The sequence below is a fragment of the Colwellia sp. BRX10-1 genome (assembly GCF_014077545.1).
Lineage (GTDB): Bacteria > Pseudomonadota > Gammaproteobacteria > Enterobacterales > Alteromonadaceae > Colwellia_A.
This window is the reverse complement of sequence record NZ_JACGWC010000033.1, coordinates 13905-35535: the sequence shown is the minus strand read 5'-3', so window position 1 is coordinate 35535 and position 21631 is coordinate 13905. Positions and strand designations below refer to the sequence as shown.

Genomic DNA, 21631 nt, shown 5'->3' with positions numbered 1-21631 from the left:
GTATCCGCTTTAGCTTGAAGGACTATTTAACCCTTGTAGATGAAACAGGTCGCGTAATAAGAGCAGACAAACGAGGCGCTATCGATAACAAAACCGCAAATATACTGTCAAGACTTCACATCAGCAATGAAAGTTGGCTCAAACTCACCACAAACTTTGAAGGTATATTCACGGGCGCAGTCGGCACCGCAGAGCATTTGTGTGAATTTACTGAGCACGTGGGGTTAAAGCGCGCACACGGTAAAACAAATGCCCAAGCTTGTTTGAATAGCGCGTAAACATAGCTACATTCAAAAACAGCAAGAAAGCCACAAGAAAAAATACGGCTACCTTGGGGGAGAAGTAAAGCTTGCCTGAAATTCACTCATTTAGTCAACATCTATCAAAATCGATATGCAAAGGCTTACAAGATGAAGTACATGCCTTGTTGTTGGCCAATGGATAGCAGTGTTTCAGTGCCTTATTATTGTGCAGCATTATCATGGGTGGCATAGTAATTTCTTATTGTGTAGAATTATTATGGGTGGCATAGTAATTTCTGCTTCCAATCGTTCGACGATAAATTAATATTTTTATCTTTGAATAAGTGATTAGTAATAAGCGACTCACGTCTGCTAGGCTTTTTTATTTAAACATTAAAACCTCTGGGCCATTAGCTTTGCTGTTCAATTTTATTAGCAATCGCCTGTGGAGAGCCGGTATTACGACATAACCAATAATATGCGCCTGGCACAATAAATAAGGTAAATATACTCGCTAGTGATACACCCGCAAAAATCACCACACCAATAACCATTCTACTTTCAGCTCCAGGACCGACCGCAAACACTAAAGGAATAGCACTGGTTACCGTTGTAAATGTTGTCATAACAATAGGGCGTAATCTTTGCTGTGAAGCACTAATTAATGCTTCTTCAAAAGCAATACCTTTGTCACGTAACTGGTTGGCAAATTCTACAATTAAAATACCGTTTTTAGCTGCTAAGCCTATTAGCATGATAATACCAATTTGGCTGTAGATATTTAAACTCATGCCCATTAACTCGAGCCCAGCAAGTGCACCAACCAATGCTAACGGTACGGTAAGTAAAATAACAAAAGGATGAATAAAGCTTTCAAACTGGGCAGCTAACACCAAATAAGTAATTAATAGGGCCAACAAAAAAACAAACATGATGGAATTACCTGATTCTTTTAGCAATAGCGACTCGCCTTTATAATCCACTTGCACATGTTCTGGCAGTTTATTTTTAGTCACATCGACAAGGAAATCTAGTGCGTCACCTAAAGCATAACCATCAGTCAAATTTGCAGTAACAGTAATACTACGCAGGCGGTTATAACGATTGAGTTGAGACGAGGTTGCATTTTCACCAATATTTAAAACACTAGCTAATGGTATTAATTTGTCGGTAGTACGAGAGCGAATATATAAATTTTCAATGTCTGCAGGGCTTTGAAATTGCTTTTCATCACCTTCAACAATTACATCATACTCTTCACCTCGATCAACAAACGTTGTAACACGACGTTGACCTAGCATAGTCTCTAGGGTTTGGGCGATATCACCCACTGTCACACCTAAATCATAGGCACGTTCACGATCTATTTGAACTAATAACTGAGGATATGTTTCTTGATAATCACTGTTGATATTCGACAAGTTAGGATTTTTTTGCGCTTCTGTGATCAAAATATCACGCCACTGTGCTAGCTCTTCAAAGGTGTTCCCTTGTAAAACAAAAGACACAGGGTTATCGCCACCGCCACCACCAATGCCACGGCGCATAATGGCAAAGGCTCGTACATCAGTCACACTTTGCATATCTGCGTTTATTTTATTAATAAAACTGAATGTATCAATGCTACGTTTATCCCATTCAGGTAAACCAACAATAGCAACACCACCGCTCCCTCCAAAACCAGGTACACGCACTAACACTCGGTCTAACTCACCTTGAGCTTGATAAGCTAGAAGCTTTTCTTCAATTTCATGCATATTTTTAACGTTGTTTTCATAACTTGCGCCTTCAGCGCTTTGCATCATTAAAAAGAAATTACCGCGATCTTCTTTTGGGGTGTATTCAGAAGGTAATTTATTAAACAGCAAAAACACTGCGGCTAATGCTAAGCCCAACACGAGTACGATAAGCATGGGTTGATGAATACTACTTTTAAGGGCGCGACCATAAGACGCTTCAAAACGAGCAAAAGCACGATCTAGCTTTTGACCAAAGGAAGAGCTCCGCTCTCTGTGTTTTAACATTTTTGAACACATCATGGGTGTAAGCGATAAAGCAGTTAGGCTTGAAAATATTACTGCGGCGGATATAGCGATAGCAAATTCGGTAAATAATCGGCCCATATTGCCCGATAAAAAGACAAGAGGTACAAATACGGCTACTAACACCAACGTAGTTGCAACAACAGCAAAAGCAACTTCACGACCTCCTTCATACGCAGCCATCAATGGTGTTTGACCATTTTCGATACGACGATAAATATTTTCAAGTACAACGATGGCATCATCAACGACCAAGCCAATTGCGAGTACTAAGGCGAGTAAGGTTAATAAGTTAATAGAAAAACCAAACCATGACAGCGCCATCATTGAACCAATTAAAGCAACGGGTACCGTAATTGCAGGTATAAGAGTAGCTCGGACATTACCTAAAAATAAAAAGATAACCAATACCACCATCAACATGGCGATAATTAACGTGTTATATACTTCATCAATAGAGCCTTCAATGAAAACAGAGCTATCGTAACTATTAGTAATAGTGGTACCAACAGGTAATGTATTACGAATAGCGATCATCTCTTTTCTTGCTGACTTAACAACATCTAAGGTATTCCCCTTAGATTGCTTAATAACACCCAAGCCAACCATATTTTTGCCATTACCACGAAACATGTTTTCATCATCTTGCGCGCCAATAAAAACTTCAGCAACATCACCTAAACGTACCAGTGAATTACTTTCAGAACGATCAATAACCATATTGGCAAAATCTTGTTCTGATAAATAACTGCGCTCTACACGAATAGAGAAATCTCGATCAACTGACTCAATGCGTCCCGCTGGTAATTCAACATTCTCATCACGTAAAGTACGTTCAATATCCTGTACCGTAATATTACGAGCTGCCATTGATGCGCGGTTTAGGCGTATTTTCATTGCATAAGTACGTCCACCACCAACCCGTATGCGAGCAACACCATCAACCACAGCAAAACGGTCTACAATATATCGATTAGCGTAATCAGTTAACGCTAGTGTGCTCATGGTTTCACTTTGTAAAACAAACCAAACGATGACGTTTTCATCATCATTGGCTTTAGATACTTCAGGAGGATCGGCTTGCTCTGGTAAGTTATTTAGTGCTCGAGAAATACGATCGCGTACATCATTAGTTGCCGCATCAATATCTCGATCTAAATTAAATTCAATGGTTATACTAGAACGACCAACACGGCTGTTTGAGTTAATGGTTTTAACTCCTTCAACGCCACTGATTCTGTCTTCAAGTAATTGGGTTATTTTAGTCTCGACAATCGCCGCTGACGCTCCGGGGTAATTAGTACTGATATTAACAATAGGAGGGTCAATATCAGGGTACTCTCGTAATGGCAGCATCAAGAAAGCAACAATACCAAAAGTAATAATAAGTAAATTTATAACGGTAGCAAAAACCGGTCTTTTAACCGATAAGTCAGACAATATCACTAGGTCTTACTCCCATTTTCAGGAATATCTGTTTCAGCTTTTTGACCACTAATACTTACAGCAGAACCATCACGAAGTTTCAGTGCTCCTTCTACAACCACTTCTTCACCGGCAACTAAGCCTGATATAACTTCTACCACTCCGGGGTGACGTCGACCAATTTTTATCGCCTTACGCACAGCTTTGTTTTCTCTAACAATAAAAACGTAGTGAATATTCTCTATAGGAATAATACTGCTTTCAGGTAATTGCAAAATATTTTCTACTTGTAATAACACACTAATATTCAGCAACATACCAGGTCGCAGTTTTAACGCTTTATTATTGAGAGTAGCGCGAACTTTAATACTGCGCGTGCTTGCATCAATACGGCTATCAATCGCTGTAATTTCACCAATAAACTCTTTACCTTGATAGGCGCTATTAAAAGCAGTCACTTGTTGACCCACATGAATATGAGTGAGTAAACGCTCAGGTAAATGAAAATCTACCTTAACACTGCTCAGGTCATCTAAGCTGGTAATAATATCACCCGCATCAAGATAAGCTCCTTTACTCACTTCACGAAAACCAAGAACGCCAGCAAATGGTGCTCGAATAATTAAATCATTTACTTTACTGTTTGCACTCACAAGTTGTGCTTCAATCGCTTTAGTTTTTGCTTCTTGCTGCTCGACTAAAGATTTAGAGGTTGTGTTGCTAGAAAGCAGCTTAGTTAAACGCGTTAAATGTGCCTGTGATTCTGACAAGTTGGCGGTTAACTCGTTAACTTTTGCCAGCTCTTCTTGATTATTCAGCTTGACTAACACAGCACCTTTTTTTACTTTTTGACCATCGTCAAAATTAATCTCATCAACAAGATCTGAATATTTACTGGTAATAATCACTTGTTCATTAGCGCGCGCTGTACCGACAGCTTCAACACTCTCAATAAATTCAGTAAGTACCACTGGCACCATTTTTACCGCAACAACACGTTCAAATTTACTTTCTTCCTGCTTAGCTTCAGGCCACTGCAAATAAACAATTAAGACGACTAAAATAGCAACTAAAATCAATAAAGGTAGTCGGTTGGTAAAAGTAGAAGTACTTGTTGGCGCTGTAGGTACAGACTTATTTGACATAAAAGTTCTCTAAAAGCATATTAATAATGAGTTTAAGCAGTAAGTTTAGCGAGCATGTTCGCACAAATATTATAACCTAAAGCCTAATTAATAGCATTTAACTAGCCAGTAACTTAGCCCAGAATATTAACCACTTAACGTAATAAAGTTGCATCGAGTTAGGCCGGCTAAAATCCTAAAAGATATAGTAGAGGTGCCTGTAAAAGGCTTTCAAAAGACACTACCCTGCCCCTAGCTTATTACCCCCTCGACAGTCTGTGATCATTAAGTGTCTATATTTTATATTGTTAAGCATCAACAGAAACAAAAAAACACCAATCATGACAATTGATGTTTTATTAAACTAGTCTCCTGTCTAAATCAGTTATCCCTAAAAATAAAAAACCACTCAAATGAGTGGCTTTTTATGACTATATTTATAACTACTATATTTATAACAAAAATAACGCATTAAAATATGAGTTAGTTCAAACTACCACTAGGCAAACGCACGGAGTTGACGATAGTCAATGAGTGCTTCTAACAACGTGGTAGGAAGAAATAAACATAGTTTAGCTAGGTTATTAAACTAGCCTCCTGTCTAAATCAGTTATTCCTAAAAATAAAAAGCCACTCAAATGAGTGGCTTTTATCACTATATTTATAGCAAAAATAACGAATTAAAATATGAGTTAGTTCAAACTACCACTAGGCAGACGCACGGAGTTGACGATAGTCAATGAGTACTTCTAACAACGTGGTAGGAAGAAATAAACATGCTTTAGCTAGGTTATTAAACTAGCCTCCTGTCTAAATCAGTTATCCCTAAAAATAAAAAGCCACTCAAATGAGTGGCTTTCTCCGACTATATTTATAACTCAAATAACGAATTAAAATATGAGTTAGTTCAAACTACCACTAGGCAGACGCACGGAGTTGACGATAGTCAATGAGTACTTCTAACAACGTGGTAGGAAGAAATAAACATAGTTTAATCGTTATTGGCCTTTAACTTCTGACAGGCCGTTGAATATAGCTTTATCACCAAGGTACTCTTCAATACGTAGTAATTGGTTGTACTTAGAAACACGGTCTGAACGACAAAGTGAACCAGTTTTAATTTGGCCTGCCGCTGTACCTACCGCTAAATCAGCAATCGTTGCATCTTCGGTTTCGCCTGAACGATGAGAGATAACTGCAGTAAAACCAGCATCTTTTGCCATTTTAATCGCCGCTAATGTTTCAGTTAAGGTACCAATTTGGTTAAACTTAATTAAAATTGAGTTGCCAATACCTTGCTCAATACCACGTGCTAAGATTTTAGTATTGGTTACAAATAAATCATCGCCAACAATTTGTATTTTATCGCCCAATAATTTTGTTTGGTAAGCAAAACCATCCCAATCAGACTCGTCCAAGCCGTCTTCAATAGAAACGATAGGATATTCTTCACATAACGTTGCTAAGAAATCAGAGAATTCGTTAGCTGTAAATTGCTTGCCTTCGCCTTTCAGGTCGTAAATGCCTTTCTCGCTATCATAAAATTCTGAAGCAGCACAATCCATCGCTAACGTAATGTCTTTACCTAATTCATAACCGGCAGCAGAAACTGCTTCCTTAATAACGGCTAAGGCGTCAGCATTCGAGGCTAAATCAGGTGCAAAACCACCTTCATCACCAACGGCAGTATTTAAACCTTTTGCTGATAATACTTTTTTCAAGGCATGAAATATTTCAGCGCCCATACGTAATGCTTCACTGAAGCTTTTAGCACTCACCGGTTGGATCATGAACTCTTGAATATCAACATTATTGTCTGCATGTTCACCGCCATTGATAATATTCATCATAGGTAAAGGTAATGAGTATTGACCCGGTGTTCCGTTTAAATCAGCGATATGTTCAAACAATTGTACTTTCTTTTCCATTGCGGCTGCTTTTGCATTTGCTAATGAAACCGCTAAAATAGCATTGGCACCAAATTTTTCTTTATTTTCAGTACCGTCTAAGTCGATCATGATTTGATCAATAGTGGCTTGTTCTAAAGCACTTTGTCCGATCAATGCCGTTTGAATGTCATTGTTTATCGCCGCAACCGCTTTTAATACGCCTTTACCTAAATAACGAGACTTATCACCATCACGTAACTCTAACGCTTCACGTGAACCGGTTGATGCGCCAGAGGGTGCAGCAGCACGGCCCCAAGCACCCGATGCTAAAAAAACGTCAGCTTCAACGGTTGGGTTACCACGAGAGTCCATAATTTCACGGGCGATAATTTTACTGATATTCGACATTATAATTCCTTTAAATTGAGTGCACTACAGCGAATGAACCGCTATTAAGTTGGTAATAGTTTTTAGTTTACATTTTACTGATAAAACATTTTGCCATAAATAATTATGCCAGAAAGCAAAACCGCAGCACTATGCTACGGTTTTATTAATTTTCAGGTTTAACTTGATTGCTGTTTTTGATGCTCAAATGAAGCAGCAATAAAGCTTTCAAACAATGGGTGTCCATCACGTGGAGTTGAATTAAACTCAGGATGAAACTGCCCAGCAATAAACCAAGGATGATCCGGTATTTCAATCATCTCAACTAATGTTTTATCCGTAGATAACCCCGAGAACACCAAACCAGCTTTGCTAATTTGCTCACGGTAGTTATTATTTACCTCATAACGATGACGGTGTCTCTCATAAATTGTTTCACTGCCATATACGTCATATGCCTTGGTACCTTTCACAAGGTGGCACAATTGTGAACCTAAACGCATCGTGCCGCCTAAGTCTGAATTTTCATGACGGTATTCAACTTGGCCTTCTTCATCTAACCATTCATTAATTAAACCAACCACTGGATGTGGGGTTTCAGGGTTAAATTCGGTGCTATGAGCGTCAGTAAGACCTGCAACATTGCGGGCATAATCAATAAGCGCCACTTGCATACCTAAACAAATCCCTAAATAAGGCACTTTGTTTTCACGGGCATATTTCGCCGCTAAAATTTTTCCTTCAACGCCACGAATACCAAAACCACCTGGCACTAATATCGCATCAACGGTTCCTAAAACATCAGTTCCTTTGCTCTCAAGATCTTGTGAGTCAATGTATTTAATGTTTACCGTTACTTGGTTTTTCAAGCCGGCATGTTTTAATGCTTCGTTAACAGATTTATACGCGTCTGGTAATTCAATATATTTACCTACCATGCCTATGGTAACTTCACCAAAAGGGTTAGCTTCTTGATAGAGTACTTTTTCCCATTCACTTAAATCGGCTGCGGGTACATCAAGACCAAAACGTTTAACCACTAATTCATCTATACCTTGGGCTTTAAGTAACGCCGGAATCTTATAAATGCTATCAACGTCACGCATTGATAAAACTGCTTTTTCAGCAACATTGGTAAACAAAGATATTTTTGCTCGCTCATTAGCAGGCACAGTGCGTTCACTTCGACACACTAAAATATCAGGGACGATACCGATTGAGCGTAGCTCTTTCACTGAGTGTTGAGTTGGTTTTGTTTTAATTTCGCCGGCTGTTTTAATATAAGGCACTAACGTTAGGTGCATATACATCGCACGCTCACGTCCTAATTCGGTACCTAACTGGCGGATAGCTTCTAAGAAAGGTTGTGATTCAATATCACCAACCGTGCCGCCAATCTCAACCATAGCAACGTCATAACCTTCAGCACCCTCGATAACACGACGCTTAATGTCGTTAGTAATATGAGGAATAACTTGAATAGTGGCACCTAAAAACTCACCTTTGCGCTCACGTGCAAGAATATCTTGATATATTCTGCCGGTGGTGAAGTTATTAAGCTTGGTCATTTTGGTACGAATAAATCGTTCATAATGCCCTAAATCCAAATCAGTTTCCGCGCCGTCTTCGGTAACAAATACTTCACCATGTTGAATAGGACTCATCGTACCCGGGTCAACATTAATATAAGGGTCAAGTTTTAACATTGTGACTTTTAAGCCGCGTGCTTCAAGAATTGCAGCAAGAGAAGCCGCGGCAATACCTTTACCAAGAGACGATACAACGCCGCCGGTTACAAAAATATATCTAGTTGTCATGTGATACCAAAAGTCAGAGTGAGCAGGAATTTTGTGTGTTTTACTTAAGTTGTTTTGCTAGCTTATTATACGAATTAATTAGCGAATAATGAGGTAAGTTTAGTCATGATTTTGAAAAACGCACCTACCTAGCAGGACGGGAAAACATTATACTTAAAACTAGCTACCACGACAATATGATCTACCGATCAATTTCTGTTATTTTGACAAAAATATTTAATGACTGTGTTTATTTTATCGATAAAAAGCTAACATATTGTTTTAATTCACCCTAGGCATTGGATACCCTTTATGACTTCATCTCGTTTAACCGCCGTACTTTGTGCTATCGATAAAATAAATAGTGAAGATCCCAATCAAACACTTGTTAATGGGCATCCTCAAGCCAATGAATTACTTTATGGTCAATACATGACCTCTTGTCTTGAGCAGTATTTTCCTCAGTCAAATGAATTATTACAAATAGCTGTGCGGGCACAGCATATTAAACGCTGGGACTTAAAGCGTACCGAATTTGATGAAGGCAAAGCTGGCTATTATCAGTGGCGGATTTCCCAAGGAAAGTTCCACGCTGAGCTCACTAAGTCATTAATGTTAGAAAATGATTATTCTGAGCATGAGGCTGAATTGACCGCTTGTATTTTAAGAAAAGAACAGCTCAAAACAAATGCCAACACGCAAACGTTAGAGGATGTCGCTTGCTTAGTCTTTTTACAATATTACTTTCACGCTTTTGCCGCTAAATATACCGAAGCAGACAACGAAGCTAAAATCATAAGGATAGTAAAGAAAACTTGGGGAAAAATGTCAGCGCGTGGCCACGAAATAGCACTTTCATTAACACTACCTAACCATTTAGCGACCTTAGTGGGTAAAGCACTCGCTGATTAATAATTAACAGTTAAGTTTTCTGTTCCTCTGCTGAAAGAGGTAAACGCCATAGAAAAATAAAGGGCCCTGCAACTAAAACGATGACCAACACTCGCAGTAGGTTATTGTCTAATTGATAGCACGAACCCATGGTGGCTAAGATAATAGTACTTAAAGCGATTGTTTTAGCCCTTTTAGGAATACTGCCTGATGTTTGCCAATGGTAAATCAAGGGGCCAAAAACTTTATGTCTAAGTAATCTTTTATTCATACGTGGCGAAGACTTAGCAAAACAACTCGCCGCAACTAACAGAAAAGGTGTGGTAGGAAGAATCGGCAATACCACACCCAGTAGAGCAAGACCTACAAAGAACAAACCAGTAAGTTTTAAGAGCCTCTGTGCTAGCAGTTCGTTCATTCTATTTGCCAATCATTATAGATAAAGTCAACTGAGGATAATAACTGCTGTAGCTCTCCTGACAAACGCATTTCATTAACAATTACACTAAGTGCTTTATTAAGACTTTGTCCTTTCTCTGTCTTAGGAAAAACCATTTTAACTTCAAACTTTTTATAAAGTTGACGTTTAACAGCAGCTAACAACGGCAAATTTTCACGTAAAAGAGGATCGGTGGAAGAATCAGCAAAAATATAACCGTCGGTCATTTTATGCTGCACTTTCTTTAAACTACAAAGGATACAACTAGAACCCATCTTTAATTCACTAAAAAAAGGCAGGTGAGCAGCATCAGTTTCAATCTTATAATTTACCAGTTTAGTGAGATCAACAAACCTATCTTTATGGGTATAAAGTACAAAGTTGACATGAAAAATAGTTTCGTCTGAATAAATAAAGTTATCTTGAGGCGAATTCTCAGCTTTGGGCTTAATAAAGGGTAAATGAAAATCAACTTGATTAGTAATAACATAATAGATAGAACGCGAAAAAGGCACTATCTGAATTTCTATATTTTGGTCTAGTTTCTTGGCAAGCACTTTAACAAAATCGACCAAAACTCCTTCATCTTTACTTACCGCATGAACTGGCATTTGAGGAATACTGACACGTAATATATCTGTCGCAATACTGGTATTACAGTAAAACAACACACTTAAAAGGCAAATAAACTTAATAAACACACGATTGGAAATCACTAATAACTATCCTTAACTGCTATGAATTAAGCATAATATATTTTATCTAATAAAAAAATATTTTTTAAGCACTTTAAATTTCACTGATTTATAACAAGGTTATCTTTGCTCAACAGCGAGGTATTATCGATAACACTCCTAACGATGAGGGGGGTTATCGATGGTTTTTGTCACGCAACGAGACCTAGTATAATTATTGATAGGTCTCGCTATAAAACAGCAACCGCTATTATCGCTCGGTATTCCAACTAAATAAGTAAGAGCCTAACGCTAAAAAAATAGTACTCATAATCAAAAGTGCGCTCAGGTGATAACTGATATCAGCTAGGGTTGCACCTTCGGTGATCACTTTTCTCGCTCCAGCCACTAAATGAGTTAAAGGTAAAAAGTCAGCAAAAACTTTTACCGCATTGGGTGCACCTTCTAAACTAAACCAAACACCTGATAACAACATCATTGGCCATGAGGTCAAATTAAGTAAACCGCCAATAAGCTCTTCACTCTTACTTCTGCTCGCGACCAGCAAACCTAAAGATATTAAGCTAATAGCACCTAAAACTGCGATGATAAATAGATCAAAATAGCTGCCCAGCATGTAAAAATCAAAAAAGAAATTACAGCCAATATAAACAACACTCGACATAAACATCACAATAAAGATACGTGACACTAATTGTGCTGATACAAATTCAAACGCTGAAAGCGGTGTCGCTTTTAAACGTTTTAATACCGCATTTTTCCGATAACGTACTATCACGTAGCCAACACCAAATAGGCAACTAAACATCATGTTCATTCCAAGGATCCCAGGCAGAACCCAGTCGACATAACGAATTTTCTTCCCATAGGTTTCTAAGCGTTGAAAGTTATTGTGTTGTCCTAAAAAGATTTTTTCAACCAGGTAACTGTTTGGCGAACCTTGGTTAACCCAATAGCTTTTTTGGCTAAAGTCGACTAAAAAATCAATAGCATGCTGTTCTAATTTTACGGTTGCTAACGCCTTATCTTGATAATCGATAAAGTCAACGTAACGTGTTTCCATAAAACTCGATTGAACGGTTTTACTGTCGATAACCCCCACTTTATAAACGGCTTTTCCGTCACCAGAAAAAACAAAAGATAAACCCGCTAACATGAGAATAGGGAAAAATAAATTCCACCCTAACGATGAACGATCGCGAAAAAATTCAATATTACGGGCTTTGACTACCGCAAAAAAACGTTTGAAATTCATATATTTTACTCTCTCAACGAATGGCCGGTTAATTTTAGAAAAAGGTCATCAAGATTTGGAGACTTTACTTGTAAACCTTCTAATGGAATTTTCTCAGCAATTAACAAGCTAATAGTTTCTTCCACATGTTGCGTCGTTATTTCGACCCGCTCGTGTTCGATAGTCCACTGATGTTTTTCAATTAATGGCTGCGGTACTTGCTCTTGAGGTAAATAAATAAAAACCTCTTGAAAATGCTTGGCAAGTAATCGATTAGGTGTGCCACTTTCAATAATTTTACCATTGTCCATAATAACTACTTCATCACAAAGTTGTTCCGCTTCGTCCATGTAATGAGTGGTTAAAATAACCGTCTTATTTTGGGCTTTAATATTTTTTATTAATTGCCAAAAATTACGTCTCGCCTGTGGATCAAGCCCAGTGGTGGGTTCATCAAGAAAAATAATATCGGGGTCATTAATTAACGCCAGTGCTAATAATAACCGTTGGCGCTGTCCACCCGACAACAAACGATTATCTCTCTCTAAAAAATCTTTTAAGCCACAGAGCTCAATTAATTGCTGATGAGGTACGGTGTTGTCATAAAATGCAGTGAATAAATTTAAGGTCTCTTGTACCGTTAAAAAATCTTGCAAAGCAGTACTTTGAAATTGAATGCCAATTTGCTGACTTATATCCTTACCTATGCTTTTTTCTGAGTAAAGCACTTCACCACTGGTCGCTGGAATTATCCCTTCCATTATTTCAATGGTCGTCGTTTTTCCTGCACCATTTGGTCCTAACAGACCAAAACAGTGTCCTTTAGTAATGGTGAAACTAATATCATCAACCGCTTGCACGCCTTTATAACTTTTAACTAAATGATTAACTTCAATAACATCGTTTTTTGTTTGACCAACCCGTTGCTGACTCTGTGTCATAACTTTCCTAATAATACCTAATGCTTGCTCATTATTGTAATGGGATCTGTGTAAAGATCACATCACTAAAAACAATAAAATACCGCCACAATGCAAATGATAATAATTATCATTTGCATTGTGACAACTATTACATTAAATTAAATCTAACGTTATCGACAAAGCAAAGGAGTTTCATCATGGGTGCGCAACAATATTCTATCAATAGAAAAAATATTCAAGACAATTATCACCACATACACACTGAAAAGGCAAAAGTTGAATTACCCATCATATTATTAGAAAAGTTAATCTTGTCTGGCGCTTTGCCCGGTAATGAGTGCAGGTGCTTAGATGATGCTGCGCGTAAAACATTGTGGCAATCACTCTTACTAAGCAGCTTACAGGGAGAGCAATCAAGATGCCGTTAACTTATTCCGCGGGTTCTCACAAAGATAGTATTCATTGCGCTATTGCATATTCAAGTGAGCTTTATCAAATAGAAGATTGGTTGAGCGTATTAACCAAAACTTATGCGCAGCATCCCAGTAATGAATTAGCAAAGGTGATCAGCTATTATTTAACTCGCCTTATCAAACATGACGACTTCACCGCTTTCGCCAGTCAGCCTTGCCATTATTTTACTATGCTTAAATTTTGGCAACAACAGATTGCCTAGGCGATTGAATAGCTATTGCGCTTGAGCCTGCGCAATGTAGTCAATTAATGCCTGATTTAGCATTTTTTTACCGGTTAACTGATGATTCTTACATACTTCATCAACGGGCTTTTTCTGTAAAATACGCTCGATTAACACGAGTATACTTGCTTGATAATTTTCTTTACAGTGTAAAAGACACCAATAATGTAACGCTTTTACGCAATGACTAAACTGGCGTTTTTGTTGAATAAAATCGCTAATGCTGCTCAGCTGATGGGCGCTTAACTGCGGTAAACTTTTATCAGGGCAATGATGTAATATTTGCCACACTAACTTAGGCGATAAACCTTTGTATTCATCGGTGAGTAAATAATCGAATGAACTATAAAATTCACTGGCAATTTTTCGTTCAAAAAATTGCCCCCGGTCGCTCATTGCAGAAACCACCAGCGCGGAATGCTCACCACTGGCTTGGTCTTTAGTAAAACCTATTCGAGCAATTTGATAATCAGCATCTTGCCAAAACTTAAGTAACTGCGCATTGGCACCAAAACTCGCGCCAATAAAATCAACTTGCTGCTTTTTTGCAAAATTTTCTAGCGCTTTAACAAAACAACGGCCAAAACCATACCCTTGATATTGTGGATGAATAGCTATGCGTAAAACCCGCAAATATTGATAACTAAAACTTTCACTAAAACCACAATGAGTTAATAAAGATTGGGGAATAAACTGATTTTTTAGTCGACGTTGATTTGTTGCTATCGCTTGAATATCGGCTGTTTTATTACACCCTTCTTCAAGAAGTAAGGCAACACCGACAATATCATCACCTAATTTGGCGACAAATAATTGTAGCGCTTTATTATCAAGTAATAGCGTAATATCGTTCGGTGACGTTTGGTAATGAGCGGTGACCAGCACAGCAAAAACTTGCTTTAATAACGCCGTGTCTTCAATCAACGACGTTGATGACACTTGGCTAAAAGATAACGATTCTTTAGCCAACTGCACTGTTGATGATTGGCTTAAGGTTGCTTTATTCAAAGAAATTTCGGTTACAGGCTGAGTTAGTAACGGCAATTCTGTTAACTTGGCGTTGAGTAAACAACTTTCAAAAACAAAGACTTCTAACGGATCGTCTTGACGCCAGCGAATAGGCTGATGCATATGAAAGCTTCGCCACTGCGGCACTTGCTTTGTTAACGCTTGTTGAAACTTTACCGTAAAGCCGCGCCCTGCTCCTTCATAACCATGAACCGTACTTGAAAAAACAACACGAGAAAAAAGAGCCGTTAAACTTGTTAATAAAGGCACCGGAATGGCAGCTGCCTCGTCAACCAGTAATAGCGAAATATTCAATGGATCATCGCGGCGAATAAGTTGATCGACCGCAACAAAAGTTATCGAACCCAAGGGGTGAACCAAAGCGGTTTTGCTGGTATTAGCATAGTCAAATTTTTCGCCAAGTGCCGCTAATGAACAAGCAAGTTGGCGGTAAAAAACCGATAAAGAACGAACATGGGGTGCGGTAATAACTATATTAATTTTTTCATGGCCCATAGCGGTGTTATTTGCAATGAGCTCAACACAAGCAATAGCAAGCGCTGATGATTTTCCACGACCACGATCAGCGGTTAACACTAATGGGCGGTTTCGATGACCTCGGCTGACCTTAATAATATGTTCAACAGCTATTTGTTGTTCTTTGGTTTTACATTGATATAAAAAATCACTAGAGACGGTCGATATTACTGGTGCTATACCATCTAACAACGGAAACGTTTGCTCGTCACTTTGTGTAATCGTAATTAAGGCTTTATTGTCGAGTAGTTGTCGATAAAAATACTTAAGTGAAGCTTTCTTTGTTTGCTCAATCGCTTGTATTAATGGTTTTTCAAGCCATAAACACATAACACCGCCAGCGACTAGCGTGCCAGAGAGCGCCGCAAAAGCATCCAAATTGATACTATTAAGCGCAGAACAGTCGCTATTTTCAACACCTGAAAATAATATTCGACTATGCTCACTACCGAGTTGCTGAGCAAAGTGTTTGTTGTTGATCGTAGCAGAAATTTCGGGGTGGTGACTAAACACCAGCCAAGCGTCTTTACTCTGGTTTTGTTCATTAAGTTGCAGTAACTGTTTGACCCAGCAAGCATCACCGACCAGTAACACCAGTTGTCGCTGAAATTTGGTCAAAGCCTGACATTGCATTTCTTCAAGCCATTCGACGAAATTACGGTTAGACATAAGCAGGCGCTAAATTCAGTAAAACTAAAGTGAAAGCAGTTTATCAATGTGCTCCCGCAATTCAAATAGTTTATTTTTATCTGCGGTTATTTACTAAAAATAATGGCATTAATAGTAGGCGATTAAGCTAATTTATTGAAATTTTCTCAGTTGTTGCCTATCTTGAAATTAATCCTTATTAATAAAAACACTTAACCGTGAGAAAAACACGATAATGGCAGATGAATATAAAGCAAATGACGAGTCTGATAACTACGACAAAGATCTCGCCACCGGTAAAAAAGCAGATAAAAATAGCAAGGTGCGTAAACGTATCGATGATTTGCTTGAAAAAAAACGCCTTCGTGAAGCATTAGACTTCAGTGATGATTGGGAAATATAGTCATCACTGCATTAACTTTTGATTGCATTAAGCCGATAATCTCTTATTGTCAGATAAAACATTCATGCTACTATCTAACGAACCTATTCTCCCTACATCATTTAAATTTACCGTTATGACATTATTTGAAAAATTACGCTGCTTATTAACATTTGGTCAAGGTGTTGCCTTACCACTGCCCGATATTTCTGAACAAACAACACCCATCGAATTGTTTGGCCAATGGTTTGATGACGCAAAAAAATCAGGCATTTTATTACCTGAAGCTATGTCTGTCAGCAGTTGCGATCAAAACGGTCAACCTAGCTCACGTATGGTGTTGTTAAAAGAGTTTAATGACGATGGTTTCGTTTTTTATACTAATTACGCCAGCCGAAAAAGCCAAGATTTAAACGAGAATAATAAGATAGCCTTATTATTTCATTGGAATGTACTGCAACGCCAAGTCAGGATAGAAGGCAGAGTAGAAAAAGTAACGCCTGAACAATCAGAACAGTATTTTCATAGCAGAGACCGCGGTAGCCAAATTGGCGCATGGGCGTCAAAGCAAAGCTCACCACTGGCGAGTAAAGAAGCATTAAAGCAGAGCGAAGCTTATTACACTAAAAAGTTTGCTGGCCAAGAAGTTCCCTTACCTGAATTTTGGGGTGGTTGGCGAATAAAACCTCATTATCTTGAATTTTGGCAAGGTCGAGCTAATCGTTTACATGACCGTATTTGCTTTGAACCAGAGCAAAATCAAGATGACAAAAAGGTACTATGGCATCAATTTAAATTGAATCCTTAATGGCTATATTTAAACATTCAAACAGTATTTATAAGATGTCTATTTCAAACAACATATCAGTGTTATATAAAGTTGTCGGTGTTGCTGTTTTGTGTGCTTTATTTAGCGTTAAATCATTAGCCAACCCTACTAATATTTTAGTTGGGTTGGAGCCATTTCCTCCTTTAGTAAACGAAGACGGCAGTGGTTTTGTTATTGATATGCTTAATGGCCTGCAAGAAAATTCGACACTAACGTTTAATTATCAAATAATGACCTATGCTCGGGCGAAGCTGGAATTAAAAAGTTACCGTATCGACATGGTAGGTTTAACGCCTAAAGATAGTGAAACAGAAAGCTTTTACCAATACGCACAAGAGTTATCTTGGCACTTTGACACTACCGTTGATCTTTATTCAACATCCCCCGCTAACTTTGACATCAAAAATTTGCCCGAAGGGAGCATTGGTACGCTAATTGGTAATGCTGATTTTTTCGCTGAATTAGCGCAAGTTCCCAGAGAAAAGTTTGTTGAAGTAAGCAGTTTAGCGCAATTAATTATGATGATGGCACGCGGGAGACTTAAAGTGATACTTTTCGAGCGGGTTGCTATGATGTCAACGATTAAAGAATTACAAGACGACCTCTCCACCAAAGTTCCAACAGAATTCAACTCCCCAGAAAGCCCACAAAAAATTTATTATCAAAAGTTTAAAGTTATTGCAGCAAGTCTTGCTGTTGCAAACGATGCAGTAGGAGCAAAGCTAAAAAAACAATTAGATGCCTTGCTGTCTGACGATACCGCTCACTACTTTAAAAAAATAGCTCCTTACGCCCAATTGCCTGATAACGGTATAATTGAGTAAAAGATAGCTAAGCTAGCAAAGATGTCATTTGTTGTCGTACCTGGGCATTAGCGCAGCTAAAATGAAAAAAAACGGGAAGCAAAGCTTCCCGTTTTTGTTAGTTAACGCGTTAAGCGTACCGCAATTCCTATCCCACTAATGCCAGTAAGATACCTGCCGCAACCGCTGAACCAAGCACACCAGCAACGTTAGGCCCCATCGCATGCATTAATAAGAAGTTGTGTGGATTAGCTTCCAGACCCACTTTATTAGCAACACGTGCCGCCATAGGTACTGCTGAAACACCGGCAGCGCCAATGAGAGGATTAATAGGTGTTGATGAAAGTTTATTCATTAACTTAGCCATTAATACCCCAGAAGCAGTACCAATTGAGAATGCCACGGCACCTAAACCTAAAATACCTAAGGTTTCTATATTCAAAAAGGCTTCGGCACTTAATTTTGAGCCAACCCCTAAACCTAAGAATATGGTGGTGATATTAATTAACTCGTTCTGCGCTGTTGAGCTTAATCGTTCAACCACACCACATTCACGCATCAAATTACCCAAACAGAACATGCCAACTAAAGGTGTTGCTGATGGCAAAAAGAAAATAGTCATCATGAGAACACCTAACGGGAATACTATTTTTTCAATTTTTGTTACTGGGCGTAATTGCTCCATTTCAATTTTACGTTCAGCATCAGTGGTTAATGCGCGCATAATAGGTGGCTGAATAATTGGCACTAAAGCCATGTAAGAATAAGCAGCAACAGCAATAGCACCTAATAATTCTGGCGCTAGTTTTGATGCTAAAAATATCGCTGTCGGACCATCTGCACCACCAATAATAGCAATAGCTGATGCATCTTTAAGCGTAAATTCAATACCCGGTATTGCGTTTAAAGCAATAGCACCAAATAAGGTGGCAAAGATACCGAATTGGGCAGCAGCACCAAGCAATAAGGTTTTAGGGTTAGCGATTAATGCGCCAAAGTCGGTCATTGCACCCACCCCCATAAAGATAATCAACGGGAATATCCCCGTATCAATACCCGCATAGTAGATGAAATGTAATAAACCACCAACTTCTGAAAATCCAGCTAATGGTATATTGGTTAATATCGCACCAAAGCCCATAGGTAATAACAATAACGGTTCAAAGTTACGTGCTATTGCAAGATAAAGTAGCAAACAGCCAACTATCATCATGATCACCTGACCTGACTCGAAGTTAGCTAAGCCAGTAGACAACCAAAGTTTATTTAACGAATCCATTATTATCTATCCTAAACTCAATAAAGCTTGACCAACAGTTACAGAATCGCCTTCTTTAATATCCACTGAAGTGACGGTACCTGAGTTAACTGCACGAATTTCAGTTTCCATTTTCATTGCTTCCATAATGATAACAACTTCACCGGCTGCAACTTCATCACCTTCATTAACTAACACTTTAAATATATTGCCAGCAAGTGGTGCATTTAACGCTTCAGAAGTTGATGAGGACGGTTTTGATGACTGACTGCTACTAGGCTGAGTAATTTGGCTAATATCCCCTCCAGGGCCTACAACGACGTCAAACACCTGACCATCAACACTAACGGCATAACTTTCTGGCGCAGTTGAACTTTTAGCGGGTGCAGAGGCTGCTACCGCATCTTCAATCGTAGGCACAGGTTCAAATGCATCCGGGTTATTTCTATTTTCTAGAAATTTCAGTCCTATTTGCGGGAACAATGCATACGTTAAAACGTCATCAATCACTTCATCGGCTAAATCAATCTGTTTCTCTTTAGCAAGTTCTTCTAATTCTGCAGTAAGATTATCAAGTTCAGGTTTAATTAAATCAGCAGGACGACAAGTTATCGCTTCAGCGCCATCTAAAACACGCGCTTGCAATTCGGCATTAACTTTATCGGCAGTTGCGCCATATTCACCCTTTAAAACACCGGCTGTTTCTTTAGTGATTGACTTATAACGCTCACCCGTCAATACATTTAATACCGCTTGCGTACCAACAATTTGCGAGGTTGGTGTCACTAATGGGATATAACCTAAATCTTTTCTTACTTTTGGAATTTCAATTAATACTTCATCAAGCTTGTCTGCAGCACCTTGTTCTCTTAACTGCATTTCCATATTTGTTAACATGCCGCCAGGAACTTGTGCAAGTAAAATACGCGCATCGATACCTTTTAAACTACCTTCAAATTTGGCATACTTTTTACGAACTTCACGAAAGTAAGTGGCAACTTCAGCAAGCTTAACCATGTCTAAACCGGTATCTCGTTTGGTACCTTCAACTATCGAAACAATCGTTTCTGTCGGTGAATGACCATAAGTCATACTCATTGAAGAAATAGACGTATCGATAACATCTACATCGGCATCAATAGCCTTCATGTGAGTAGCAATACTTAAACCTGTGGTCGCATGACAATGTAAAGCAATAGGTAAAGAGACCGTTTCTTTTAGACGACCAATCAATTCTTCAGCGTCGTAAGGTTTTAATAGACCAGACATGTCTTTGATACATAAAGAATGCGCGCCCATATCTTCAATCTGCTTAGCCATCGTCAGCCAACCTTCAAGAGTATGCACTGGACTCTCGGTATAGCTTAATGTGCCTTGCGCATGAGCGCCGACTTTTACTGCTGATTTAATCGCTGTTTGTAAATTACGTACATCATTCATTGCATCAAAAATGCGAAACACGTCAATACCGTTAACATGAGCACGTTCAACAAACTTCTCGACCACATCATCAGCATAATGACGGTAACCTAAAATATTCTGACCGCGAAATAACATTTGTTGTTTAGTTTTTGGCATCGCTTTTTTTAATGCGCGCAAACGTTCCCAAGGATCTTCACCTAAATAGCGAATACAAGAGTCAAACGTAGCACCACCCCAAGACTCGATTGACCAAAAACCAATTTCATCAAGTTTTGGCGCAATGGGTAACATATCCTCAAGGCGTAAACGAGTGGCGAGCAATGATTGATGACCATCTCTTAAAACAACTTCAGTGATACCTAATGGCTTTGTCATGAGTTTATTCCTATTTAGTTTTATGGTTGCTTAAGGGTTGATTATGTTGTTTTCGGTATTGCGATACAGCAGAAGTAATTGCTGCCACCACTTTAGGTGAAACACCATCAACATTTTGTTTTGTTTTTTGATTTGAGCGGGTAGATCTTGTTTGGATAACGGCATCTGGAAATTTGATGGCGAGGCGTTTTAAAACGACATTAATAAAAACAATCATTAATCCCAAAAAGATAAAAACGAAGACCATGCCAGCAAACATTAACGTGCCCGCTTCTACAAATAATTGGTTTAGGTGTTCCATGAAAAGTCTCATTCAAACAAAAAGTTTTATTAGAATAATCACTCCAATGCCTAAAAAGCAAACTAATTATTGCAGTTTCATAAAAATAATTTCGTGTCAATCTAGATTAGAGTAAATATTCAGTATTTTTAGCGTTTTATTAAGAAAAAACTGTATATTTACCATATTGTATACAATATAGTATTCTTATATTGCTGAGCTAGCGAGATAAAAACCAGTATAATATACAATATACACATAGCTTTCGTTTATTCTAAATATGTGCATAAATATATAAAGGGGGT

Annotated in this window: 18 protein-coding genes and 1 pseudogene; 7 read left to right on the top strand and 12 right to left on the bottom strand. The window is 38.4% G+C overall.

Annotated features, from left to right (window positions below):
- Window positions 1-278: pseudogene (locus tag H4J75_RS17985) on the top strand (transposase); the annotation flags it as partial.
- Window positions 279-652: 374 nt separating this feature from the next.
- Here H4J75_RS17985 and H4J75_RS17980 read toward each other — a convergent pair.
- The 4 genes from H4J75_RS17980 to H4J75_RS17965 all read right to left on the bottom strand — a co-directional run bounded on the left by H4J75_RS17980 (window position 653) and on the right by H4J75_RS17965 (window position 8926).
- A complete protein-coding gene (locus H4J75_RS17980) occupies window positions 653-3730 on the bottom strand; it encodes an efflux RND transporter permease subunit (RefSeq protein WP_182222865.1) in 3078 nt (1025 codons plus the stop codon).
- The gene (locus tag H4J75_RS17975) at window positions 3730-4854 is read right to left on the bottom strand and encodes an efflux RND transporter periplasmic adaptor subunit (RefSeq protein ID WP_182222864.1); all 1125 of its coding nucleotides are present in this window, start codon (window positions 4852-4854) and stop codon (window positions 3730-3732) included. Before H4J75_RS17975 ends, H4J75_RS17980 begins: the two co-directional genes overlap by 1 nt.
- A 977-nt stretch (window positions 4855-5831) precedes the next feature.
- Window positions 5832-7130: a phosphopyruvate hydratase gene (gene eno, locus H4J75_RS17970; RefSeq protein ID WP_182222863.1), complete on the bottom strand. Its 1299-nt coding sequence runs from the start codon at window positions 7128-7130 to the stop codon at window positions 5832-5834.
- Window positions 7131-7288: 158 nt separating this feature from the next.
- A complete protein-coding gene (locus tag H4J75_RS17965) occupies window positions 7289-8926 on the bottom strand; it encodes a CTP synthase (protein WP_070374523.1) in 1638 nt (545 codons plus the stop codon).
- Between the two features lie 291 nt (window positions 8927-9217).
- Between H4J75_RS17965 and H4J75_RS17960 the strand changes: the two genes are divergently transcribed.
- Window positions 9218-9817, top strand: a complete 600-nt coding sequence (locus H4J75_RS17960; protein ID WP_182222862.1) for a DUF4202 domain-containing protein — start codon at window positions 9218-9220, stop codon at window positions 9815-9817.
- Between the two features lie 10 nt (window positions 9818-9827).
- Here the strand turns inward: H4J75_RS17960 and H4J75_RS17955 are convergent, their stop codons facing one another.
- The 4 genes from H4J75_RS17955 to H4J75_RS17940 form a co-directional block, all read right to left on the bottom strand.
- Entirely contained in the window at window positions 9828-10214 is a 387-nt protein-coding gene (locus tag H4J75_RS17955) for a YbaN family protein (protein WP_182222861.1), read from the bottom strand.
- Window positions 10211-10951 (bottom strand): transporter substrate-binding domain-containing protein, encoded by a 741-nt coding sequence (locus H4J75_RS17950; RefSeq protein WP_182222860.1) that lies wholly within the window; start codon window positions 10949-10951, stop codon window positions 10211-10213. Before H4J75_RS17950 ends, H4J75_RS17955 begins: the two co-directional genes overlap by 4 nt.
- Before the next feature lie 229 nt (window positions 10952-11180).
- Window positions 11181-12185, bottom strand: a complete 1005-nt coding sequence (locus tag H4J75_RS17945; RefSeq protein WP_182217357.1) for an ABC transporter permease — start codon at window positions 12183-12185, stop codon at window positions 11181-11183.
- A gap of 5 nt (window positions 12186-12190) precedes the next feature.
- On the bottom strand, window positions 12191-13105 hold the full coding sequence (locus tag H4J75_RS17940; protein WP_182222859.1) for an ABC transporter ATP-binding protein: 915 nt from the start codon (window positions 13103-13105) through the stop codon (window positions 12191-12193).
- Window positions 13106-13284: 179 nt separating this feature from the next.
- On the opposite strand from H4J75_RS17940, the gene H4J75_RS17935 reads away from it, so the two are divergent.
- Both H4J75_RS17935 and H4J75_RS17930 read left to right on the top strand, forming a co-directional pair.
- Complete coding sequence (locus H4J75_RS17935; RefSeq protein ID WP_182217353.1) at window positions 13285-13515, top strand: hypothetical protein; 231 nt, start codon at window positions 13285-13287, stop codon at window positions 13513-13515.
- The gene (locus H4J75_RS17930) at window positions 13506-13763 is read left to right on the top strand and encodes a hypothetical protein (RefSeq protein ID WP_182222858.1); all 258 of its coding nucleotides are present in this window, start codon (window positions 13506-13508) and stop codon (window positions 13761-13763) included. Before H4J75_RS17935 ends, H4J75_RS17930 begins: the two co-directional genes overlap by 10 nt.
- Before the next feature lie 12 nt (window positions 13764-13775).
- Here H4J75_RS17930 and H4J75_RS17925 read toward each other — a convergent pair whose 3' ends face one another.
- Window positions 13776-15998 (bottom strand): GNAT family N-acetyltransferase, encoded by a 2223-nt coding sequence (locus tag H4J75_RS17925; RefSeq protein ID WP_182217350.1) that lies wholly within the window; start codon window positions 15996-15998, stop codon window positions 13776-13778.
- Between the two features lie 214 nt (window positions 15999-16212).
- Between H4J75_RS17925 and H4J75_RS17920 the strand changes: the two genes are divergently transcribed.
- The 3 genes from H4J75_RS17920 (at window position 16213) to H4J75_RS17910 (ending at window position 18012) form a co-directional block, all read left to right on the top strand.
- A complete protein-coding gene (locus tag H4J75_RS17920) occupies window positions 16213-16380 on the top strand; it encodes a PA3496 family putative envelope integrity protein (protein WP_157470838.1) in 168 nt (55 codons plus the stop codon).
- 115 nt (window positions 16381-16495) lie between these two features.
- A complete protein-coding gene (gene pdxH, locus H4J75_RS17915; protein ID WP_182217366.1) occupies window positions 16496-17167 on the top strand; it encodes a pyridoxamine 5'-phosphate oxidase in 672 nt (223 codons plus the stop codon).
- Complete coding sequence (locus tag H4J75_RS17910) at window positions 17167-18012, top strand: transporter substrate-binding domain-containing protein (RefSeq protein WP_182217349.1); 846 nt, start codon at window positions 17167-17169, stop codon at window positions 18010-18012. The genes pdxH and H4J75_RS17910 overlap by 1 nt, the downstream gene beginning before the upstream one ends.
- Window positions 18013-18139: 127 nt before the next feature.
- On the opposite strand, the gene H4J75_RS17905 is transcribed toward H4J75_RS17910, so the two are convergent.
- Genes H4J75_RS17905 through H4J75_RS17895 form a run of 3 tightly spaced genes read right to left on the bottom strand, consistent with a single transcriptional unit; the run spans window position 18140 to window position 21347 of the window.
- On the bottom strand, window positions 18140-19270 hold the full coding sequence (locus H4J75_RS17905; protein WP_182217347.1) for a sodium ion-translocating decarboxylase subunit beta: 1131 nt from the start codon (window positions 19268-19270) through the stop codon (window positions 18140-18142).
- Between the two features lie 6 nt (window positions 19271-19276).
- Entirely contained in the window at window positions 19277-21046 is a 1770-nt protein-coding gene (gene oadA, locus H4J75_RS17900) for a sodium-extruding oxaloacetate decarboxylase subunit alpha (protein ID WP_182217346.1), read from the bottom strand.
- A gap of 10 nt (window positions 21047-21056) precedes the next feature.
- Window positions 21057-21347, bottom strand: a complete 291-nt coding sequence (locus H4J75_RS17895; protein ID WP_182217344.1) for an OadG family transporter subunit — start codon at window positions 21345-21347, stop codon at window positions 21057-21059.
- Window positions 21348-21631 lie beyond the last annotated feature (284 nt).